Here is a 22,695-nt window from a genome sequence, read left to right as displayed (position 1 = left end):
TTTAAGTAATTCCAAATAGTTATAGACGGAAAATTGACGCAAAAAAGCGTCAATAGATCATCGACATAGTTCCGCCTGAAGTGGCTTACGACTGCTGCTCTGGCATGGAAGTACCCAAAGGGTCACACGGAGAGTCCAATGAGCAGCGTTGTAGCCATCGTCAAAAGCATTGTCGGCCAGGTTATTGCGGTATCCCCAGAGGGTATTCGCCGTGTGCTCATCGAAGGGGACCGTCTGTTGGCAGGTGAGGAAGTGCTCACTGGCCCGGGCGGTGCAGTTACTTTGGAGCTGGCCGATGGCCGTCTGCTAGACCTGGGCCGCGACAGCCAGTGGAGCGCCGATGCGCCTGAGAGCAGCACCGACCTGAGCCAGGCGACTGCACAGGCCGCGCCGTCGGTTGAAGAACTGCAACAGGCCATTGCTGCCGGTGTCGACCCGACCACAGAGCTTGAGGCTACCGCAGCAGGCCCCTCCGCAGCGGGCGGTGGCGGCGCGCTGGGTGGTGGTCACAGCTTCGTGATGCTTGAGGAAACCGCGGGCCGGGTTGACGCTACCGTCGGCTTCCCGACGGAAGGGCTGGGCTTTGCTGCCGTGCTCGATAGCGAAGAGGTTGGTTTGCTGGATACCACCAGCAATAACCAGGTGACAACGCCGACGACAGACACCAACGTCGCTACCGACCTGATTCTTGGCGCCACGCCTTCCATCAGCGAAGCGGGTGGCGTAATCGTCTATACCGCTACAGTTGGCCAGGCGCCGACCACCAACCTGATCGTCACCCTGTCCAATGGTGCCGTGATCGTCATCCCGGCCGGGCAGACCAGCGGCAGCGTCAACGTTGTGGTCCCGGCAAATGACACGCCTTATATCGACGGTGGCCAGATATCGGCGACGGTGACCGGTACCACCGGTGGTAACGGCCTGACGGTGACAGTGCCGCAAACGCCGGCAGTTACCCAGGTTACCGATACCATCGACACCACCACGGCGACGCTGACGGCGAATCCGTCGGTGACCGAAGGTGGCGTGATTACCTACACCGTGACCCTGAGCAACCCGGCTCAGACTCCGGTGACCGTGACCCTGTCCAATGGGCAGGTCATTACCATCGAGGCTGGCAAGACCCAGGGCAGTGTTGACTTCCAGACCCCGGCGAACGACGTCTACAACAACGGTTCGACAGTTAGCACAACCATTACTGGTGCTACTGGTGGCAACTTCGAGCAGCTGACGCCGAACCCTGCACCGGCTGAGACGGTTATCAGTGATTCGGTCGACACCACGACTGCGACCCTGACGGCGAGCCCGTCGGTCACCGAAGGTGGCGTGATCACTTACACAGTGACCCTGAGCAATCCTGCCCAGACTCCGGTGACCGTGACTCTGTCCAATGGCCAGACCATCACCGTTGAAGCCGGCAAGACCCAGGGCAGCGTTGATTTCCAGACCCCGGTGAACGATGTCTACAACAACGGCTCGACCGTCAGCGTCACCATCGAAAACGCCACTGGCGGCAACTTCGAGCAACTGACCCCGAATCCGGCCCCGGCTCAGACCACGATCAACGATTCGGTCGACACCACCACCGCGACCCTGACGGCGAGCCCGTCGGTGACCGAAGGCGGCGTGATCACCTACACCGTGACCCTGAGCAACCCTGCCCAGACTCCGGTAACCGTGACTCTGTCCAATGGCCAGACCATCACCGTTGAGGCCGGCAAGACCCAGGGCAGCGTTGATTTCCAGACCCCGGCGAACGATGTTTACAACAACGGCTCAACCGTCAGCGTCACCATCGAAAACGCCACTGGCGGTAACTTCGAGCAGCTGACGCCGAACCCGACTCCGGCCCAGACCACGATCAACGATTCGGTCGACACCACCACTGCGACCCTGACTGCTTCGCCAAGCGTCACCGAAGGTGGCGTGATCACCTACACCGTGACCTTGAGCAACCCTGCCCAGACTCCGGTGACTGTGACCCTGTCCAACGGCCAGACCATCACCGTTGAAGCCGGCAAGACCCAGGGCAGTGTCGACTTCCAGACCCCGGCGAACGATGTCTACAACAATGGCTCGACCGTCAGCGTCACCATTGAAGGCGCCACCGGCGGTAACTTCGAGCAGCTGACGCCGAACCCGACCCCGGCCCAGACCACGATCAACGATTCGGTCGACACCACCACCGCGACCCTGACGGCGAGCCCGTCGGTCACCGAAGGTGGCGTGATCACTTACACCGTGACCCTGAGCAATCCTGCCCAGACTCCGGTAACCGTGACTCTGTCCAATGGCCAGACCATCACCGTTGAAGCGGGCAAAACCCAGGGCAGTGTCGACTTCCAGACCCCGGCCAACGATGTCTACAACAATGGCTCGACCGTCAGCGTCACCATTGAAGGCGCCACCGGCGGTAACTTCGAGCAATTGACGCCGAATCCGACTCCGGCCCAGACCACGATCAACGATTCGGTCGACACCACCACTGCGACCCTGACTGCTTCGCCAAGCGTCACTGAAGGCGGTGTGATCACTTACACCGTAACCCTGAGCAACCCTGCCCAGACTCCGGTAACCGTGACTCTGTCCAATGGCCAGACCATTACCGTTGAAGCCGGCAAGACCCAGGGCAGCGTTGATTTCCAGACCCCGGCGAACGATGTCTACAACAATGGATCGACCGTCAGCGTCACCATTGAAGGCGCCACCGGCGGTAACTTCGAGCAGCTGACGCCGAACCCGACTCCGGCCCAGACCACGATCAACGATTCGGTCGACACCACCACCGCGACCCTGACGGCGAGCCCGTCGGTCACCGAAGGTGGCGTGATCACCTACACCGTGACCCTGAGCAATCCTGCCCAGACTCCGGTGACCGTGACTCTGTCCAATGGCCAGACCATCACCGTTGAAGCCGGCAAGACCCAGGGCAGCGTTGATTTCCAGACCCCGGCGAACGATGTTTACAACAACGGCTCGACCGTCAGCGTCACCATCGAAAACGCCACTGGCGGTAACTTCGAACAGCTGACGCCGAATCCGACCCCGGCCCAGACCACGATCAATGATTCGGTCGACACCACCACTGCGACCTTGACTGCTTCGCCAAGCGTCACTGAAGGTGGCGTGATCACCTACACCGTGACGCTGAGCAATCCTGCCCAGACTCCGGTAACCGTGACCCTGTCCAACGGCCAGACCATCACCGTTGAAGCCGGCAAGACCCAGGGCAGCGTTGATTTCCAGACCCCGGCCAACGATGTTTACAACAACGGCTCGACCGTCAGCGTCACCATCGAAAACGCCACTGGCGGCAACTTCGAGCAACTGACCCCGAATCCGACTCCGGCCCAGACCACGATCAATGACTCGGTCGACACCACCACCGCGACCCTGACGGCGAGCCCGTCGGTCACCGAAGGTGGCGTGATCACCTACACCGTGACCCTGAGCAATCCTGCCCAGACTCCGGTAACTGTGACCCTGTCCAATGGCCAGACCATTACCGTTGAAGCCGGCAAGACCCAGGGCAGCGTTGATTTCCAGACCCCGGCGAACGATGTCTACAACAACGGCTCGACCGTCAGCGTCACCATTGAAGGCGCCACCGGGGGCAACTTCGAGCAACTGACCCCGAATCCGACCCCAGCTTCGACTGTCATCAATGACAGCATCGATACCGTCACTGTAAGCATCGTCAGCAATGGCAATGTGACCGAGGACCAGCAGCCTTCCTTCACTGTGAAGGTGAGCCAGGCACTTGACCGGCCGCTGACTGTTACCCTGTCGAACGGCGATACCGTGACGATCGAAGCCGGTAAGACCGAAGTCGAGTACAAGACTCCGGCTCAGGGCGATGACGTCTACCACGACGCTGGCTCCATCACCCTCAGCGTTACCGACGCTACAGTTGCGGGTGCCACCTTCGAGAAGCTGGCCTTGGGTGGCCCGGCTACCGTCGAGATATCGGACACTATCAGTGAAGTTGTTGCCAAACTGACCGCCACCCCTTCGGTCACCGAAGGCGGCGAGATCACCTACACCATCACCCTGACCAACAAAGATGGTCTGCCGATCAACAACCACAGTGCCCTGACCTTCACGCTGAGCGACGGCAAGACCGTTATCACCGTGCCGGCCAATGGCACTACCGGTTCGATCACCGTCACTGCTCCGGACAACGTCTACGTTGGCAGCAACACCCCCGTGGTGCAGTCGATCGCTTCTGTTGCTGGCGCTGACGTCGGCAAGTTCGAACAGCTGACCCTGGACAAGACCCCGGTCAGCACCACCGTCACCGACGAGCCAGGCACCCCGGGCAACCCAGGCGGCAACAACGAAGGCGACCTGGTCAAGGTCACCATCACTGCCGACCAGGCTTCGGTGGCCGAGAACGTCAAACCGACGTTCACCGTGCACATCAACACCGCACTGGATCACGACTTGGTCGTGACCCTGAGCAACAATGCGACCGTGACTATCAAGGCGGGCGAAACCAGCGCGCCATACGAGCACGCGGCACAGGGTGACGACGTCTATCTGGACAGCGGCGAAATCAGCCTGGGCATCAAGTCGGCTGTGGACGTTGACGGTCGTGCCTTCGAGAACCTGCAACTGGGCGGTGCGGCTACCGTTCAGGTGACCGACACCATCGATGAAGTGGTGGCCAAGTTGACCGCCACCCCTTCGGTCACCGAAGGCGGCGAAATCACCTACACCATCACGCTGACCAACAAAGACGGTCTGCCGATCAACAACCATTCGGCGCTGTACTTCAAGCTGACCGACGGCACCACAGTCGTTGTAGCTGCCAACAGCACCACCGGTTCGGCCACTGCAACCGCGCCGGATAACGTCTATGTCGGTACTAACCAGCCGGTGGTCAACGCTATCGATGCCGTCAGCGGCGCAGATGCGTGGAAGTTCGAAAACCTGAACCTGGACAAGACCCCGGTCAGCACCCAGGTTACCGACGAGCCAGGTACTCCAGGCAACGAAGGCGACATCGTCAAGGTCACCATTACGGCTGACCAGGTATCGGTGGCCGAAAACGTCAAGCCGACGTTCACCGTGCACGTGAACCAGCCGCTGGACCACGACCTGGTCGTGACCCTGAGCAACAATGCTCAGGTCACCATCAAGGCCGGTGAGACCAGCGCACCGTACGAGCACGCTGCACAGGGCGATGACGTTTATCAGGATGGTGGTGAGATCAGCCTGGGCATCAAGTCGGCGGTGGACGCCACTGGCGCTACCTTCGAGAATCTGCAGTTGGGCGGTGATGCCTCGGTCAAAGTGACCGACACCATCGACGAAGTTGTGGCCAAGCTGACCGCTACCCCTTCGGTTACCGAAGGCGGCGAAATCACCTACACCATCACGCTGACCAACAAAGACGGTCTGCCGATCAACAACCATTCGGCGCTGTACTTCAAGCTGACCGACGGCACCACAGTCGTTGTAGCTGCCAACAGCACCACCGGTTCGGCCACTGCAACCGCGCCGGATAACGTCTATGTCGGTACTAACCAGCCGGTGGTCAACGCTATCGATGCCGTCAGCGGCGCGGATGCGTGGAAGTTTGAAAACCTGAACCTGGACAAGACTCCAGTCAGCACTCAGGTTACTGACGAGCCAGGTACTCCGGGTAACCCTGGCGGTACCAACGAAGGCGACATCATCAAGGTCACTATCACGGCTGACCAGACCTCGGTCGCCGAGAACGTCAAACCGACCTTCACCGTGCACGTCAATCAGCCGCTGGACCACGACCTGGTCGTGACCCTGAGCAACAACGACACCGTCACCATCAAGGCTGGCGAAACCAGCGCGCCGTATACCCACGACGCGCAGGGCGATGACGTCTACAAAGACTCCGGCGAAATCAGCCTGGGCATCAAGTCGGCTGTAGACGCCACTGGCGCTACCTTCGAGAACCTGCAGTTGGGCGGTGATGCTTCGGTCAAAGTGACCGACACCATCGACGAGGTTGTGGCCAAGCTGACCGCGAGTCCTTCGGTTACCGAAGGCGGCGAAATTACCTACACCATCACGCTGACCAACAAAGACGGTCTGCCGATCAACAACCATTCGGCGCTGTACTTCAAGCTCACTGATGGCACCACTGTCGTCGTAGCCGCCAACAGCACCACCGGTTCGGCCACTGCAACCGCGCCGGATAACGTCTATGTCGGTACTAACCAGCCGGTGGTCAACGCTATCGATGCCGTCAGCGGCGCGGATGCGTGGAAGTTTGAAAACCTGAACCTGGACAAGACTCCAGTCAGCACTCAGGTTACTGACGAGCCAGGTACTCCGGGTAACCCTGGCGGTACCAACGAAGGCGACATCATCAAGGTCACTATCACGGCTGACCAGACCTCGGTCGCCGAGAACGTCAAACCGACCTTCACCGTGCACGTCAATCAGCCGCTGGACCACGACCTGGTCGTGACCCTGAGCAACAACGACACCGTCACCATCAAGGCTGGCGAAACCAGCGCGCCGTATACCCACGACGCGCAGGGCGATGACGTCTACAAAGACTCCGGCGAAATCAGCCTGGGCATCAAGTCGGCTGTAGACGCCACTGGCGCTACCTTCGAGAACCTGCAGTTGGGCGGTGATGCTTCGGTCAAAGTGACCGACACCATCGACGAGGTTGTGGCCAAGCTGACCGCGAGTCCTTCGGTTACCGAAGGCGGCGAAATTACCTACACCATCACGCTGACCAACAAAGACGGTCTGCCGATCAACAACCATTCGGCGCTGTACTTCAAGCTCACTGATGGCACCACTGTCGTCGTAGCCGCCAACAGCACCACCGGTTCGGCCACTGCAACCGCGCCGGATAACGTCTATGTCGGTACTAACCAGCCGGTAGTCAATGCTATCGACGCGGTGAGCGGCGCAGATGCGTGGAAGTTCGAAAACCTGAGCCTGGACAAGACTCCGGTCAGCACCCAGGTTACCGATGAGCCAGGCACGCCAGGTAACCCTGGCGGCACCAACGAAGGCGATATCGTCAAGGTCACCATCACGGCTGACCAGGAATCGGTCGCCGAGAACGTTAAACCGACGTTTACCGTACACATCAACACCGTCCTGGCCAACGACCTAGTCGTGACCCTGAGCAACAATGCCACGGTTACCATCAAGGCCGGCCAGACCAGCGCAGCTTATGAGCACGCTGCGCAGGGCGACGACGTCTATCAGGATGCCGGTGAGATTAGCCTGGGCATCAAGTCGGCTGTAGACGCCACTGGCGCTACCTTCGAGAACCTGCAGTTGGGCGGTGATGCTTCGGTCAAAGTGACCGACACCATCGACGAGGTTGTGGCCAAGCTGACCGCGAGTCCTTCGGTGACCGAAGGCGGCGAAATCACTTACACCATCACCCTGACCAACAAAGACGGTCTGCCGATCAACAACCATTCGGAGCTGTACTTCAAGCTCACCGATGGCACCACCGTGGTTGTAGCTGCCAACAGCACCACCGGTTCGGCCACTGCAACCGCGCCGGATAACGTCTATGTCGGTACCAACCAGCCGGTGGTCAACGCTATCGACGCGGTGAGCGGTGCGGATGCGTGGAAGTTCGAAAATCTGACCCTGGACAAGACAGAGGTCAGCACCAGCGTTACGGATGAGCCTTCCGGGCAGGGCGACCTGGTCAAGGTCAGCATCACCCCGGTTGTGGACACAGTGAACGAGGCCACCGCGCCGACCTTCAAGGTGACCCTGAACCAGGCCATCGATAAACCGCTGACCGTGCTGCTGAGCACCGGTGAAACCGTGGTGTTCGCCGCTGGCGAAACCACCAAGACCATCTCCGCTCCGGCGCAAGGCGATGACGTGTTCATCGACAAGGGCCAGATCACCGTCAGCATCGACAAGGCCACTGTGACCGGTGCCCAGCTGGAAAACCTGCAGATCGGTGCACCGGCGACCGTTCAGGTCACCGACACCATCAGCAAGGTCACCGCCGTGCTGTCGGTGGATAACACCGCTGTGGTCGAAGGCGGCAAGATCACCTACACCGTGACCTTGATCAGCGAAGACACCAAGCTGCCAGTGACTGGCCATGGCGGCGTGACCGTCACCCTGACCGGTGGTACCCAAGTCACCATCAACCCGGGTTCGGCCACCGGTACTGTGGAAATCACGGCGCCAAACGACCTGTATGCGGGTGGTCAACCGGCCATCACCAAGTCGATCACCGATATTGCGGTCTCGGGTGATGCCAAGTTTGAAAACCTGGTAACCGACAAGACCCCAGTCACCACCACCGTCAGCGATGAGCCGAACGGTGCGGGTAACCTGGTCAAAGTCAGCATCACCCCGGTTGTGGACACAGTGAATGAGGCCACCGCGCCGACCTTCAACGTTACCTTGAATCAGGCGCTGGACAAGGCTCTCACTGTTGTCCTGAGCACCGGCGAAACGCTGGTGTTCGCCGCTGGCGAAACTACCAAGACCATCTCGGCGCCGGCCCAGGGCGATGACGTCTTCGTCGACAAAGGCACCATCACCGTCAGCATCGATGATGCGTCGGTAATCGGTGCTCCGCTGGAAAACCTGCAGATCGGTGCCCCAGCCACCGTCAACGTGACTGACACCATCAGCAAGGTCACCGCCGTGCTGTCGGTGGACAACACCGCTGTGGTCGAAGGCGGCAAGATCACCTACACCGTGACCTTGATCAGCGAAGACACCAAGCTGCCAGTCACTGGCCATGGCGGCGTGACCGTCACCCTGACTGGTGGCACGGTCGTGACCATTCCGGCAGGTTCTGCTTCGGGCACCGCCTTCGTTACCGCACCGAACGACCTGTACGCAGGTGGTCAACCGGCCATCACCAAGTCGATCACCGATATTGCGGTCTCGGGTGATGCCAAGTTTGAAAATCTGGTAACCGACAAGACCCCGGTCACCACCACCGTCAGCGATGAGCCGAACGGTGCGGGTAACCTGGTCAAAGTCAGCATCACGCCGGTCACCGAATCGGTGAACGAAGCGATTGCGCCTACCTTCAAGGTGACCCTGAACCAGGCCATCGATAAACCGCTGACCGTGCTGCTGAGCACCGGTGAAACTGTGGTGTTCGCCGCTGGCGAAACCACCAAGACCATCTCGGCGCCGGCCCAGGGCGATGACGTCTTCGTCGACAAAGGCACCATCACCGTCAGCATCGATGATGCGTCGGTAATCGGTGCTCCGCTGGAAAACCTGCAGATCGGTGCCCCAGCCACCGTCAACGTGACTGACACCATCAGCAAGGTCACCGCCGTGCTGTCGGTGGATAACACCGCTGTGGTCGAAGGCGGCAAGATTACCTACACCGTGACCTTGATCAGCGAAGACACCAAGCTGCCAGTCACTGGCCACGGCGGCGTGACCGTCACCCTGACTGGTGGCACGGTCGTGACCATTCCGGCAGGTTCTGCTTCGGGCACCGCCTTCGTTACCGCACCGAACGACCTGTACGCGGGTGGCCAACCGGCCATCACCAAGTCGATCACCGATATTGCGGTCTCGGGTGATGCCAAGTTTGAAAACCTGGTAACCGACAAGACCCCGGTCACCACCACCGTCAGCGATGAGCCGAACGGTGCGGGTAACCTGGTCAAAGTCAGCATCACCCCGGTTGTGGACACAGTGAATGAGGCCACCGCGCCGACCTTCAACGTTACCTTGAATCAGGCGCTGGACAAGGCTCTCACTGTTGTCCTGAGCACCGGCGAAACGCTGGTGTTCGCCGCTGGCGAAACTACCAAGACCATCTCGGCGCCGGCCCAGGGCGATGACGTCTTCGTCGACAAAGGCACCATCACCGTCAGCATCGATGATGCGTCGGTAATCGGTGCTCCGCTGGAAAACCTGCAGATCGGTGCCCCAGCCACCGTCAACGTGACTGACACCATCAGCAAGGTCACCGCCGTACTGTCGGTGGACAACACCGCTGTGGTCGAAGGCGGCAAGATCACCTACACCGTGACCTTGATCAGCGAAGACACCAAGCTGCCAGTCACTGGCCACGGCGGTGTCACTGTGACCCTGACCGGTGGTACCCAAGTCACCATCAACCCGGGTTCGGCCACCGGTACTGTGGAAATCACGGCGCCAAACGACCTGTATGCGGGTGGTCAACCGGCCATCACCAAGTCGATCACCGATATTGCGGTCTCGGGTGATGCCAAGTTTGAAAATCTGGTAACCGACAAGACCCCAGTCACCACCACCGTCAGCGATGAGCCGAACGGTGCGGGTAACCTGGTCAAAGTCAGCATCACGCCGGTTGTGGATACAGTGAATGAGGCCACCGCGCCGACCTTCAACGTTACCTTGAATCAGGCGCTGGACAAGGCTCTCACTGTTGTCCTGAGCACCGGCGAAACGCTGGTGTTCGCCGCTGGCGAAACTACCAAGACCATCTCGGCGCCGGCCCAGGGCGATGACGTCTTCGTCGACAAAGGCACCATCACCGTCAGCATCGATGATGCGTCGGTAATCGGTGCTCCGCTGGAAAACCTGCAGATCGGTGCCCCAGCCACCGTCAACGTGACTGACACCATCAGCAAGGTCACCGCCGTACTGTCGGTGGATAACACCGCTGTGGTCGAAGGCGGCAAGATCACCTACACCGTGACCTTGATCAGCGAAGACACCAAGCTGCCAGTCACTGGCCATGGCGGCGTGACCGTCACCCTGACTGGTGGCACGGTCGTGACCATTCCGGCAGGTTCTGCTTCGGGCACCGCCTTCGTTACCGCACCGAACGACCTGTACGCAGGTGGTCAACCGGCCATCACCAAGTCGATCACCGATATTGCGGTCTCGGGTGATGCCAAGTTTGAAAACCTGGTAACCGACAAGACCCCGGTCACCACCACCGTCAGCGATGAGCCGAACGGTGCGGGTAACCTGGTCAAAGTCAGCATCACGCCGGTTGTGGATACAGTGAATGAGGCCACCGCGCCGACCTTCAACGTGACCCTGAACCAGGCCATCGATAAACCGCTGACCGTGCTGCTGAGCACCGGTGAAACTGTGGTGTTCGCCGCTGGCGAAACCACCAAGACCATCTCGGCGCCGGCCCAGGGCGATGACGTCTTCGTCGACAAAGGCACCACCACCGTCAGCATCGATGATGCGTCGGTAATCGGTGCTCCGCTGGAAAACCTGCAGATCGGTGCCCCAGCCACCGTCAACGTGACTGACACCATCAGCAAGGTCACCGCCGTGCTGTCGGTGGATAACACCGCTGTGGTCGAAGGCGGCAAGATCACCTACACCGTGACCTTGATCAGCGAAGACACCAAGCTGCCAGTCACTGGCCACGGCGGTGTCACTGTGACCCTGACCGGTGGTACCCAAGTCACCATCAACCCGGGTTCGGCCACCGGTACTGTGGAAATCACGGCGCCAAACGACCTGTATGCGGGTGGTCAACCGGCCATCACCAAGTCGATCACCGATATTGCGGTCTCGGGTGATGCCAAGTTTGAAAATCTGGTAACCGACAAGACCCCAGTCACCACCACCGTCAGCGATGAGCCGAACGGTGCGGGTAACCTGGTCAAAGTCAGCATCACGCCGGTTGTGGATACAGTGAATGAGGCCACCGCGCCGACCTTCAACGTTACCTTGAATCAGGCGCTGGACAAGGCTCTCACTGTTGTCCTGAGCACCGGCGAAACGCTGGTGTTCGCCGCTGGCGAAACTACCAAGACCATCTCGGCGCCGGCCCAGGGCGATGACGTCTTCGTCGACAAAGGCACCATCACCGTCAGCATCGATGATGCGTCGGTAATCGGTGCTCCGCTGGAAAACCTGCAGATCGGTGCCCCAGCCACCGTCAACGTGACTGACACCATCAGCAAGGTCACCGCCGTACTGTCGGTGGATAACACCGCTGTGGTCGAAGGCGGCAAGATCACCTACACCGTGACCTTGATCAGCGAAGACACCAAGCTGCCAGTCACTGGCCATGGCGGCGTGACCGTCACCCTGACTGGTGGCACGGTCGTGACCATTCCGGCAGGTTCTGCTTCGGGCACCGCCTTCGTTACCGCACCGAACGACCTGTACGCAGGTGGTCAACCGGCCATCACCAAGTCGATCACCGATATTGCGGTCTCGGGTGATGCCAAGTTTGAAAACCTGGTAACCGACAAGACCCCGGTCACCACCACCGTCAGCGATGAGCCGAACGGTGCGGGTAACCTGGTCAAAGTCAGCATCACGCCGGTTGTGGATACAGTGAATGAGGCCACCGCGCCGACCTTCAACGTGACCCTGAACCAGGCCATCGATAAACCGCTGACCGTGCTGCTGAGCACCGGTGAAACTGTGGTGTTCGCCGCTGGCGAAACCACCAAGACCATCTCGGCGCCGGCCCAGGGCGATGACGTCTTCGTCGACAAAGGCACCACCACCGTCAGCATCGATGATGCGTCGGTAATCGGTGCTCCGCTGGAAAACCTGCAGATCGGTGCCCCAGCCACCGTCAACGTGACTGACACCATCAGCAAGGTCACCGCCGTGCTGTCGGTGGATAACACCGCTGTGGTCGAAGGCGGCAAGATCACCTACACCGTGACCTTGATCAGCGAAGACACCAAGCTGCCAGTCACTGGCCACGGCGGTGTCACTGTGACCCTGACCGGTGGTACCCAAGTCACCATCAACCCGGGTTCGGCCACCGGTACTGTGGAAATCACGGCACCGAACGACCTGTACGCAGGTGGTCAACCGGCCATCACCAAGTCGATCACCGATATTGCGGTCTCGGGTGATGCCAAGTTTGAAAACCTGGTAACCGACAAGACCCCAGTCACCACCACCGTCAGCGATGAGCCGAACGGTGCGGGTAACCTGGTCAAAGTCAGCATCACGCCGGTTGTGGATACAGTGAATGAGGCCACCGCGCCGACCTTCAACGTTACCTTGAATCAGGCGCTGGACAAGGCTCTCACTGTTGTCCTGAGCACCGGCGAAACGCTGGTGTTCGCCGCTGGCGAAACCACCAAGACCATCTCGGCGCCGGCCCAGGGCGATGACGTCTTCGTCGACAAGGGCACCATCACCGTCAGCATCGATGATGCGTCGGTAATCGGTGCTCCGCTGGAAAACCTGCAGATCGGTGCCCCAGCCACCGTCAACGTGACTGACACCATCAGCAAGGTCACCGCCGTGCTGTCGGTGGATAACACCGCTGTGGTCGAAGGCGGCAAGATCACCTACACCGTGATCTTGATCAGCGAAGACACCAAGCTGCCAGTCACTGGCCACGGCGGTGTCACTGTGACCCTGACCGGTGGTACCCAAGTCACCATCAACCCGGGTTCGGCCACCGGTACTGTGGAAATCACGGCACCGAACGACCTGTACGCAGGTGGTCAACCGGCCATCACCAAGTCGATCACCGATATTGCGGTCTCGGGTGATGCCAAGTTTGAAAACCTGGTAACCGACAAGACCCCAGTCACCACCACCGTCAGCGATGAGCCGAACGGTGCGGGTAACCTGGTCAAAGTCAGCATCACGCCGGTCACCGAATCGGTGAACGAAGCGACTGCGCCTACCTTCAAGGTGACCCTGAACCAGGCCATCGATAAACCGCTGACCGTGCTGCTGAGCACCGGTGAAACTGTGGTGTTCGCCGCTGGCGAAACCACCAAGACCATCTCGGCGCCGGCCCAGGGCGATGACGTCTTCGTCGACAAGGGCACCATCACCGTCAGCATCGATGATGCGTCGGTCACCGGTGCTCCGCTGGAGAACCTGCAGATCGGTGCCCCAGCCACCGTCAACGTGACTGACACCATCAGCAAGGTCACCGCCGTACTGTCGGTGGACAACACCGCTGTGGTCGAAGGCGGCAAGATCACCTACACCGTGACCTTGATCAGCGAAGACACCAAGCTGCCAGTGACTGGCCATGGCGGCGTGACGGTCACCCTGACCGGTGGTACCCAAGTCACCATCAACCCGGGTTCGGCCACCGGTACTGTGGAAATCACGGCGCCAAACGACCTGTATGCGGGTGGTCAACCGGCCATCACCAAGTCGATCACCGATATTGCGGTCTCGGGTGATGCCAAGTTTGAAAACCTGGTAACCGACAAGACCCCAGTCACCACCACCGTCAGCGATGAGCCGAACGGTGCGGGTAACCTGGTCAAAGTCAGCATCACGCCGGTCACCGAATCGGTGAACGAAGCGACTGCGCCTACCTTCAAGGTGACCCTGAACCAGGCCATCGATAAACCGCTGACCGTGCTGCTGAGCACCGGTGAAACTGTGGTGTTCGCCGCTGGCGAAACCACCAAGACCATCTCCGCTCCGGCGCAAGGCGATGACGTGTTCATCGACAAGGGCCAGATCACCGTCAGCATCGACAAGGCCACTGTGACCGGTGCCCAGCTGGAAAACCTGCAGATCGGTGCACCGGCGACCGTTCAGGTCACCGACACCATCAGCAAGGTCACCGCCGTGCTGTCGGTGGATAACACCGCTGTGGTCGAAGGCGGCAAGATCACCTACACCGTGACCTTGATCAGCGAAGACACCAAGCTGCCAGTCACTGGCCACGGCGGTGTCACTGTGACCCTGACCGGTGGTACCCAAGTCACCATCAACCCGGGTTCGGCCACCGGTACTGTGGAAATCACGGCACCGAACGACCTGTACGCAGGTGGTCAACCGGCCATCACCAAGTCGATCACCGATATTGCGGTCTCGGGTGATGCCAAGTTTGAAAACCTGGTAACCGACAAGACCCCAGTCACCACCACCGTCAGCGATGAGCCGAACGGTGCGGGTAACCTGGTCAAAGTCAGCATCACGCCGGTCACCGAATCGGTGAACGAAGCGACTGCGCCTACCTTCAAGGTGACCCTGAACCAGGCCATCGATAAACCGCTGACCGTGCTGCTGAGCACCGGTGAAACTGTGGTGTTCGCCGCTGGCGAAACCACCAAGACCATCTCGGCGCCGGCCCAGGGCGATGACGTCTTCGTCGACAAAGGCACCATCACCGTCAGCATCGATGATGCGTCGGTAATCGGTGCTCCGCTGGAGAACCTGCAGATCGGTGCCCCAGCCACCGTCAACGTGACTGACACCATCAGCAAGGTCACCGCCGTGCTGTCGGTGGACAACACCGCTGTGGTCGAAGGCGGCAAGATCACCTACACCGTCACCCTGATCAGCGAAGACACCAAGCTGCCAGTGACTGGCCATGGCGGCGTGACCGTCACCCTGACCGGTGGTACCCAAGTCACCATCAACCCGGGTTCGGCCACCGGTACTGTGGAAATCACGGCGCCAAACGACCTGTACGCAGGTGGCCAACCGGCCATCACCAAGTCGATCACCGATATTGCGGTCTCGGGTGATGCCAAGTTTGAAAACCTGGTAACCGACAAGACCCCGGTCACCACCACCGTCAGCGATGAGCCGAACGGTGCGGGTAACCTGGTCAAAGTCAGCATCACCCCGGTTGTGGACACAGTGAACGAGGCCACCGCGCCGACCTTCAAAGTGACCCTGAACCAGGCCATCGATAAACCGCTGACCGTGCTGCTGAGCACCGGTGAAACCGTGGTGTTCGCCGCTGGCGAAACCACCAAGACCATCTCCGCTCCGGCGCAAGGCGATGACGTGTTCATCGACAAGGGCCAGATCACCGTCAGCATCGACAAGGCCACTGTGACCGGTGCCCAGCTGGAAAACCTGCAGATCGGTGCACCGGCGACCGTTCAGGTCACCGACACCATCAGCAAAGTCACCGCCGTACTGTCGGTGGACAACACCGCTGTGGTCGAAGGCGGCAAGATCACCTACACCGTGACCTTGATTAGTGAAGACACCAAGCTGCCAGTCACTGGCCACGGCGGCGTGACCGTCACCCTGACTGGTGGCACGGTCGTGACCATTCCGGCAGGTTCTGCTTCGGGCACCGCCTTCGTTACCGCACCGAACGACCTGTACGCGGGTGGCCAACCGGCCATCACCAAGTCGATCACCGATATTGCGGTCTCGGGTGATGCCAAGTTTGAAAACCTGGTAACCGACAAGACCCCGGTCACCACCACCGTCAGCGATGAGCCGAACGGTGCGGGTAACCTGGTCAAAGTCAGCATCACCCCGGTTGTGGACACAGTGAACGAGGCCACCGCGCCGACCTTCAAAGTGACCCTGAACCAGGCCATCGATAAACCGCTGACCGTGCTGCTGAGCACCGGTGAAACCGTGGTGTTCGCCGCTGGCGAAACCACCAAGACCATCTCCGCTCCGGCGCAAGGCGATGACGTGTTCATCGACAAGGGCCAGATCACCGTCAGCATCGACAAGGCCACTGTGACCGGTGCCCAGCTGGAAAACCTGCAGATCGGTGCACCGGCGACCGTTCAGGTCACCGACACCATCAGCAAAGTCACCGCCGTACTGTCGGTGGACAACACCGCTGTGGTCGAAGGGGGCAAGATCACCTACACCGTGACCTTGATTAGTGAAGACACCAAGCTGCCAGTCACTGGCCACGGCGGCGTGACCGTCACCCTGACTGGTGGCACGGTCGTGACCATTCCGGCAGGTTCTGCTTCGGGCACCGCCTTCGTTACCGCACCGAACGACCTGTACGCGGGTGGCCAACCGGCCATCACCAAGTCGATCACCGATATTGCGGTCTCGGGTGATGCCAAGTTTGAAAACCTGGTAACCGACAAGACCCCGGTCACCACCACCGTCAGCGATGAGCCGAACGGTGCGGGTAACCTGGTCAAAGTCAGCATCACCCCGGTTGTGGACACAGTGAACGAGGCCACCGCGCCGACCTTCAAAGTGACCCTGAACCAGGCCATCGATAAACCGCTGACCGTGCTGCTGAGCACCGGTGAAACCGTGGTGTTCGCCGCTGGCGAAACCACCAAGACCATCTCCGCTCCGGCGCAAGGCGATGACGTGTTCATCGACAAGGGCCAGATCACCGTCAGCATCGACAAGGCCACTGTGACCGGTGCCCAGCTGGAAAACCTGCAGATCGGTGCACCGGCGACCGTTCAGGTCACCGACACCATCAGCAAAGTCACCGCCGTACTGTCGGTGGACAACACCGCTGTGGTCGAAGGCGGCAAGATCACCTACACCGTGACCTTGATTAGTGAAGACACCAAGCTGCCAGTCACTGGCCACGGCGGCGTGACCGTCACCCTGACTGGTGGCACGGTCGTGACCATTCCGGCAGGTTCTGCTTCGGGCACCGCCTTCGTTACCGCACCGAACGACCTGTACGCGGGTGGCCAACCGGCCATCACCAAGTCGATCACCGATATTGCGGTCTCGGGTGATGCCAAGTTTGAAAACCTGGTAACCGACAAGACCCCGGTCACCACCACCGTCAGCGATGAGCCGAACGGTGCGGGTAACCTGGTCAAAGTCAGCATCACCCCGGTTGTGGACACAGTGAACGAGGCCACCGCGCCGACCTTCAAAGTGACCCTGAACCAGGCCATCGATAAACCGCTGACCGTGCTGCTGAGCACCGGTGAAACCGTGGTGTTCGCCGCTGGCGAAACCACCAAGACCATCTCCGCTCCGGCGCAAGGCGATGACGTGTTCATCGACAAGGGCCAGATCACCGTCAGCATCGACAAGGCCACTGTGACCGGTGCCCAGCTGGAAAACCTGCAGATCGGTGCACCGGCGACCGTTCAGGTCACCGACACCATCAGCAAAGTCACCGCCGTACTGTCGGTGGACAACACCGCTGTGGTCGAAGGGGGCAAGATCACCTACACCGTGACCTTGATCAGTGAGGACACCAAGCTGCCAGTCACTGGCCATGGCGGCGTGACCGTCACCCTGACTGGTGGCACGGTCGTGACCATTCCGGCAGGTTCTGCTTCGGGCACCGCCTTCGTTACCGCACCGAACGACCTGTACGCGGGTGGCCAACCGGCCATCACCAAGTCGATCACCGACATTGCGGTCTCGGGTGATGCCAAGTTTGAAAACCTGGTAACCGACAAGACCCCAGTCACCACCACCGTCAGCGATGAGCCGAACGGTGCGGGTAACCTGGTCAAAGTCAGCATCACCCCGGTTGTGGACACAGTGAACGAGGCCACCGCGCCGACCTTCAAAGTGACCCTGAACCAGGCCATCGATAAACCGCTGACCGTGCTGCTGAGCACCGGTGAAACCGTGGTGTTCGCCGCTGGCGAAACCACCAAGACCATCTCCGCTCCGGCGCAAGGCGATGACGTGTTCATCGACAAGGGCCAGATCACCGTCAGCATCGACAAGGCCACTGTGACCGGTGCCCAGCTGGAAAACCTGCAGATCGGTGCACCGGCGACCGTTCAGGTCACCGACACCATCAGCAAAGTCACCGCCGTACTGTCGGTGGACAACACCGCTGTGGTCGAAGGCGGCAAGATCACCTACACCGTCACCCTGATCAGTGAGGACACCAAGCTGCCAGTCACTGGCCATGGCGGCGTGACCGTCACCCTGACTGGTGGCACGGTCGTGACCATTCCGGCAGGTTCTGCTTCGGGCACCGCCTTCGTTACCGCACCGAACGACCTGTACGCGGGTGGCCAACCGGCCATCACCAAGTCGATCACCGACATTGCGGTCTCGGGTGATGCCAAGTTTGAAAACCTGGTAACCGACAAGACCCCGGTCACCACCACCGTCAGCGATGAGCCGAACGGTGCGGGTAACCTGGTCAAAGTCAGCATCACCCCGGTTGTGGACACAGTGAACGAGGCCACCGCGCCGACCTTCAAAGTGACCCTGAACCAGGCCATCGATAAACCGCTGACCGTGCTGCTGAGCACCGGTGAAACCGTGGTGTTCGCCGCTGGCGAAACCACCAAGACCATCTCCGCTCCGGCGCAAGGCGATGACGTGTTCATCGACAAGGGCCAGATCACCGTCAGCATCGACAAGGCCACTGTGACCGGTGCCCAGCTGGAAAACCTGCAGATCGGTGCACCGGCGACCGTTCAGGTCACCGACACCATCAGCAAAGTCACCGCCGTACTGTCGGTGGACAACACCGCTGTGGTCGAAGGGGGCAAGATCACCTACACCGTGACCTTGATTAGTGAAGACACCAAGCTGCCAGTCACTGGCCATGGCGGCGTGACCGTCACTTTGACTGGCGGCACTCAGGTCACCATCAACCCAGGCTCGGCTAAAGGCACTGTCAGCATTTACGCGCCTAACGACCCTTACACCGGTGGTCAAGCCACCATTACCAAGGGTATTACCGATATCTCGGTCTCGGGTGACACCAAGTTCGAAAACCTGGTGACCGACACCAAGCCGGTGAGCACCACTGTCACTGACGAACCGACCGGCAGCGGCGATGTCACCACGGTCGGTATCACAGGCACCACTTCGCTGACCGAAGGCGAAACTGGCCAGTACACGCTGACCCTGAGCAACGCGTCCAAGTCCGAAGTCACCATCACGCTCAGCTACAGCGGCACCGCCAAAAATGGTGAGGACTTCACCGGTGTCACCACCGTGAAGATCCCTGCCAACAGCACTGGCACGACGTTCAACATCGCTACCATCGACGACAAACTGGTCGAAGGTACCGAGAACTTCACCGTGAAGATCGAGACCGCCACCGGTGGCACCTTCGAGAACCTGCAGGTTGATAGCACCAAGTCGAGCGTGACCACTGCCATTCTCGACAACGACCACCTGCCGGTTTCGCCTGGCAGCGCGGTGTTTGGTGTGGAAGACACCGACTACGTGTTCGCCTGGAGTGATTTCAAAGTCACCGATGCCGATGGCAACACTGGCCTGTTCGTAACCATTTCTTCGCTCCCGGCCGCCGGCACCCTGCAGTTCTTCAATGGCACCGCATGGGTGAACGTGACCGCTGGCCAGGTGGTTAGCCAGGCGGATATCACTGCCAAGAACCTGAAATTCGTTCCGGCTCTTAACGAGTCGGGTGCGGATAACTACGGTGGCAATGGCGTGGGTAACCAGAAATCCGACTACGCGCAGTTCAAGTTCAAGCCGAACGACGGCACCAACCTGGGCAGCGAAGTGACCATGAAGGTCGACATCAGCCCGGTTGCCGACAAACCGACCCTGAGCTTCGGCAGCGCCGATATCGCGTCCAAAGGCCTGACCAAGGAAGTCTGGACTACCCTCAAAGGCCTGGGCACCGATGGCAACGGCATCACCGGTGATGCGCTCAAGACGGTCTTTGCCAACTCTGGCAATGCTGCCTCCAGCGGCACCACCACCAACGTGCAGTCCGATGGCAGCGTCACTGCTGGCACCGGTTCGAAAACGTCGGGCCTGATCTATCTGGAAGCCGGCAAGACCTACACCTTCAGCGGTATTGCCGACGACAGCTTCGTGGTCACCATTGGTGGCAAGACTGTAGTCACGGCCACTTGGGGTGCAGGTGGCCAGGTTTCGGGCACCTTCACCCCGAACACCAGCGGCTACTACCCGATCGAGGTCTACCATGCCAACCAGTCCGGTCCAGGCAGCTATGACCTGAACATCCAGGTAGGCTCGGGTGCTGTCACTGACCTGAACAGCTCGAACGTCAAGATGTATCAGAACGTGACCGAGATGGCCAACGCTGGCCTGGGTGTGTCCGACCTGCACACCGTGAACGGTCAGAGCTACTACGACGGCTACAAACTCAACGAAGGGCCGGAAGGTGGCTCGGTGAAGCTGGTCGGTATTACCACCGCCCTGACCGACACCGACGGTTCAGAAACCCTGAACGTGACCCTCAGCGGTATTCCGAAAGGTACCGTGCTGAGCGACGGTGCAGGCCACACAGTGACGGTAGGCAGTTCTCCGGTAGATGTGACCGGCTGGAAACTCGGCAGCCTGTCGCTGACCCCGCCGGCCTACTATAAAGGCTCGTTCGACATCACTGTCACCTCGACTGCCACCGAAAGCCTGGGCGGTTCGGCCATCACCACCGGCAACATCCCGGTGACTGTGTACGCCGCAACCTACAAGGCCAGCGTGGGCACCTCGGGCAACGACACCATGACCGGCAGTGAAGGCAACGACATCATCGTCGCTGACGTGGCTGGCCTGAACGTGGTCCAGGGCAAGAACTACAACATTGCCTTCATGGTCGACAGCTCGGGCAGTATGAGCGACCAGTCGATTGCCTCGGCCAAGACCCAGCTGGCGTCCGTATTCCAGACGCTGAAAGCGAGCCTCGGCTCGGACACTTCCGGTACCGTGAATATCTTCCTGGTCGACTTCGACACCCAGGTCAACAAGAACGTGACGGTGAACCTGAACGACACGGATGCCCTGAGCAAGTTGCAGGCGGTACTGGACTCGATGGTGGGCGGTTCTCGCTACGGCGGTGGTACCAACTACGAAGACGCGTTCAAGACTACGTCCAACTTCTTCAAGAGCGCCGTGGCCTTGGGCAACTCCGGTGCGGAGAACCTCACCTACTTCATCACGGATGGCAAGCCGACTTACTACCAGAGCGGGGAAAGCACCAACCCTCGCCTGTGGAGCAATGGCAAGTACCTGGATGACGTGGTCAACGTCAATAATTACAAGATTGGCGACACCTTCAGTGTCTGGGTCGACAGTACGCACAAGGTCGACATCAGCAGTAACGGACTCATTACCGTCTCTACCTACAAGAGTAATGGCAACCTCGCCTCGACCAAGGAGATCGGGACTATCCATGCCCAAGGTGATGGCACCTATGAGACTTCCGACCTGGCGGGTACTGGCTACGCTGACTACTCGAACTACTACTACTCGGCGGCAGGGTCCACTGCGAGCTTTACCGTACTGGGCGACAAAACTACCGGCCTGAGCAAGGTCCAGGCCATTGGCCTGAACAGCGATGTCACGCTGAGCGACCTGACACCTTACGACAGTGCTGGCAAGCCACAGACCAACATCGACCCGGCCGACCTGGCCAAAGCGATTCTTGGCCACTCCGAGGCTACCGTACCAGGTGCCGACACCGTCGATGGCGGTAACGGCAACGACATCATCTTCGGTGACCTGATCACCCTCAACGGCGTTGTCAGCGAGGGCTACCAAGCACTGCAGACCTACGTTGCGCAGAAGAGCGGTGTCGAAGTCAGCGCCATCACCACCAGCAACGTTCACCAGTACATTACCGAGCACTACACCGAGTTCGATATCTCCGGTGCCAAAGACGGCAACGACATCCTGTCGGGCGGCAATGGCAACGACATCCTCTTCGGCCAAGGTGGTAACGACACCCTCGACGGTGGCAAAGGTAACGACATCTTGCTGGGTGGTACTGGCAATGACACCCTGATCGGCGGCCAGGGCGACGATATCCTGATCGGTGGCAGCGGTGCGGACACCTTCGTGTGGAAGGCGGGCGATTACGGCAACGACGTCATCAAGGACTTCAAGATGACGGACAAGGACAAGATCGACTTGAGCGATCTGCTTCAGGGCGAGAAAGGCAGCACCATCGACAATTACCTGAAGCTCACCACGGTGGACGGCACGACGACGCTGCAGGTCAGCAGCGAAGGCAAGCTCAACGCTGCTGGCGGTCTGGCAAATGCCGATGTGACCATCAAGCTCGAAGGGGTGAACTGGTCCAACACCACGGTCAACTCGTTGATCAGCGGTGCTGACCCAACCATCATCATCCACAACAAAGACAACTGA

1 protein-coding gene is annotated in these 22,695 nt (G+C 59.9%); it reads left to right on the top strand.

The window, feature by feature from the left end:
- Window positions 1-138: 138 nt before the first annotated feature.
- Window positions 139-22,695 carry a type I secretion C-terminal target domain-containing protein gene (locus P0Y58_01495; protein WEK30892.1) on the top strand — a complete coding sequence of 7,519 codons (22,557 nt, stop codon included), beginning with the start codon at window positions 139-141 and terminating at the stop codon, window positions 22,693-22,695.

Source organism: Candidatus Pseudomonas phytovorans (assembly GCA_029202525.1).
Classification (GTDB): Bacteria; Pseudomonadota; Gammaproteobacteria; order Pseudomonadales; family Pseudomonadaceae; genus Aquipseudomonas; species Aquipseudomonas phytovorans.
The sequence above is the reverse complement of the archived record's forward strand: the minus strand, read 5'-3'. Positions and strand labels throughout refer to the sequence as shown.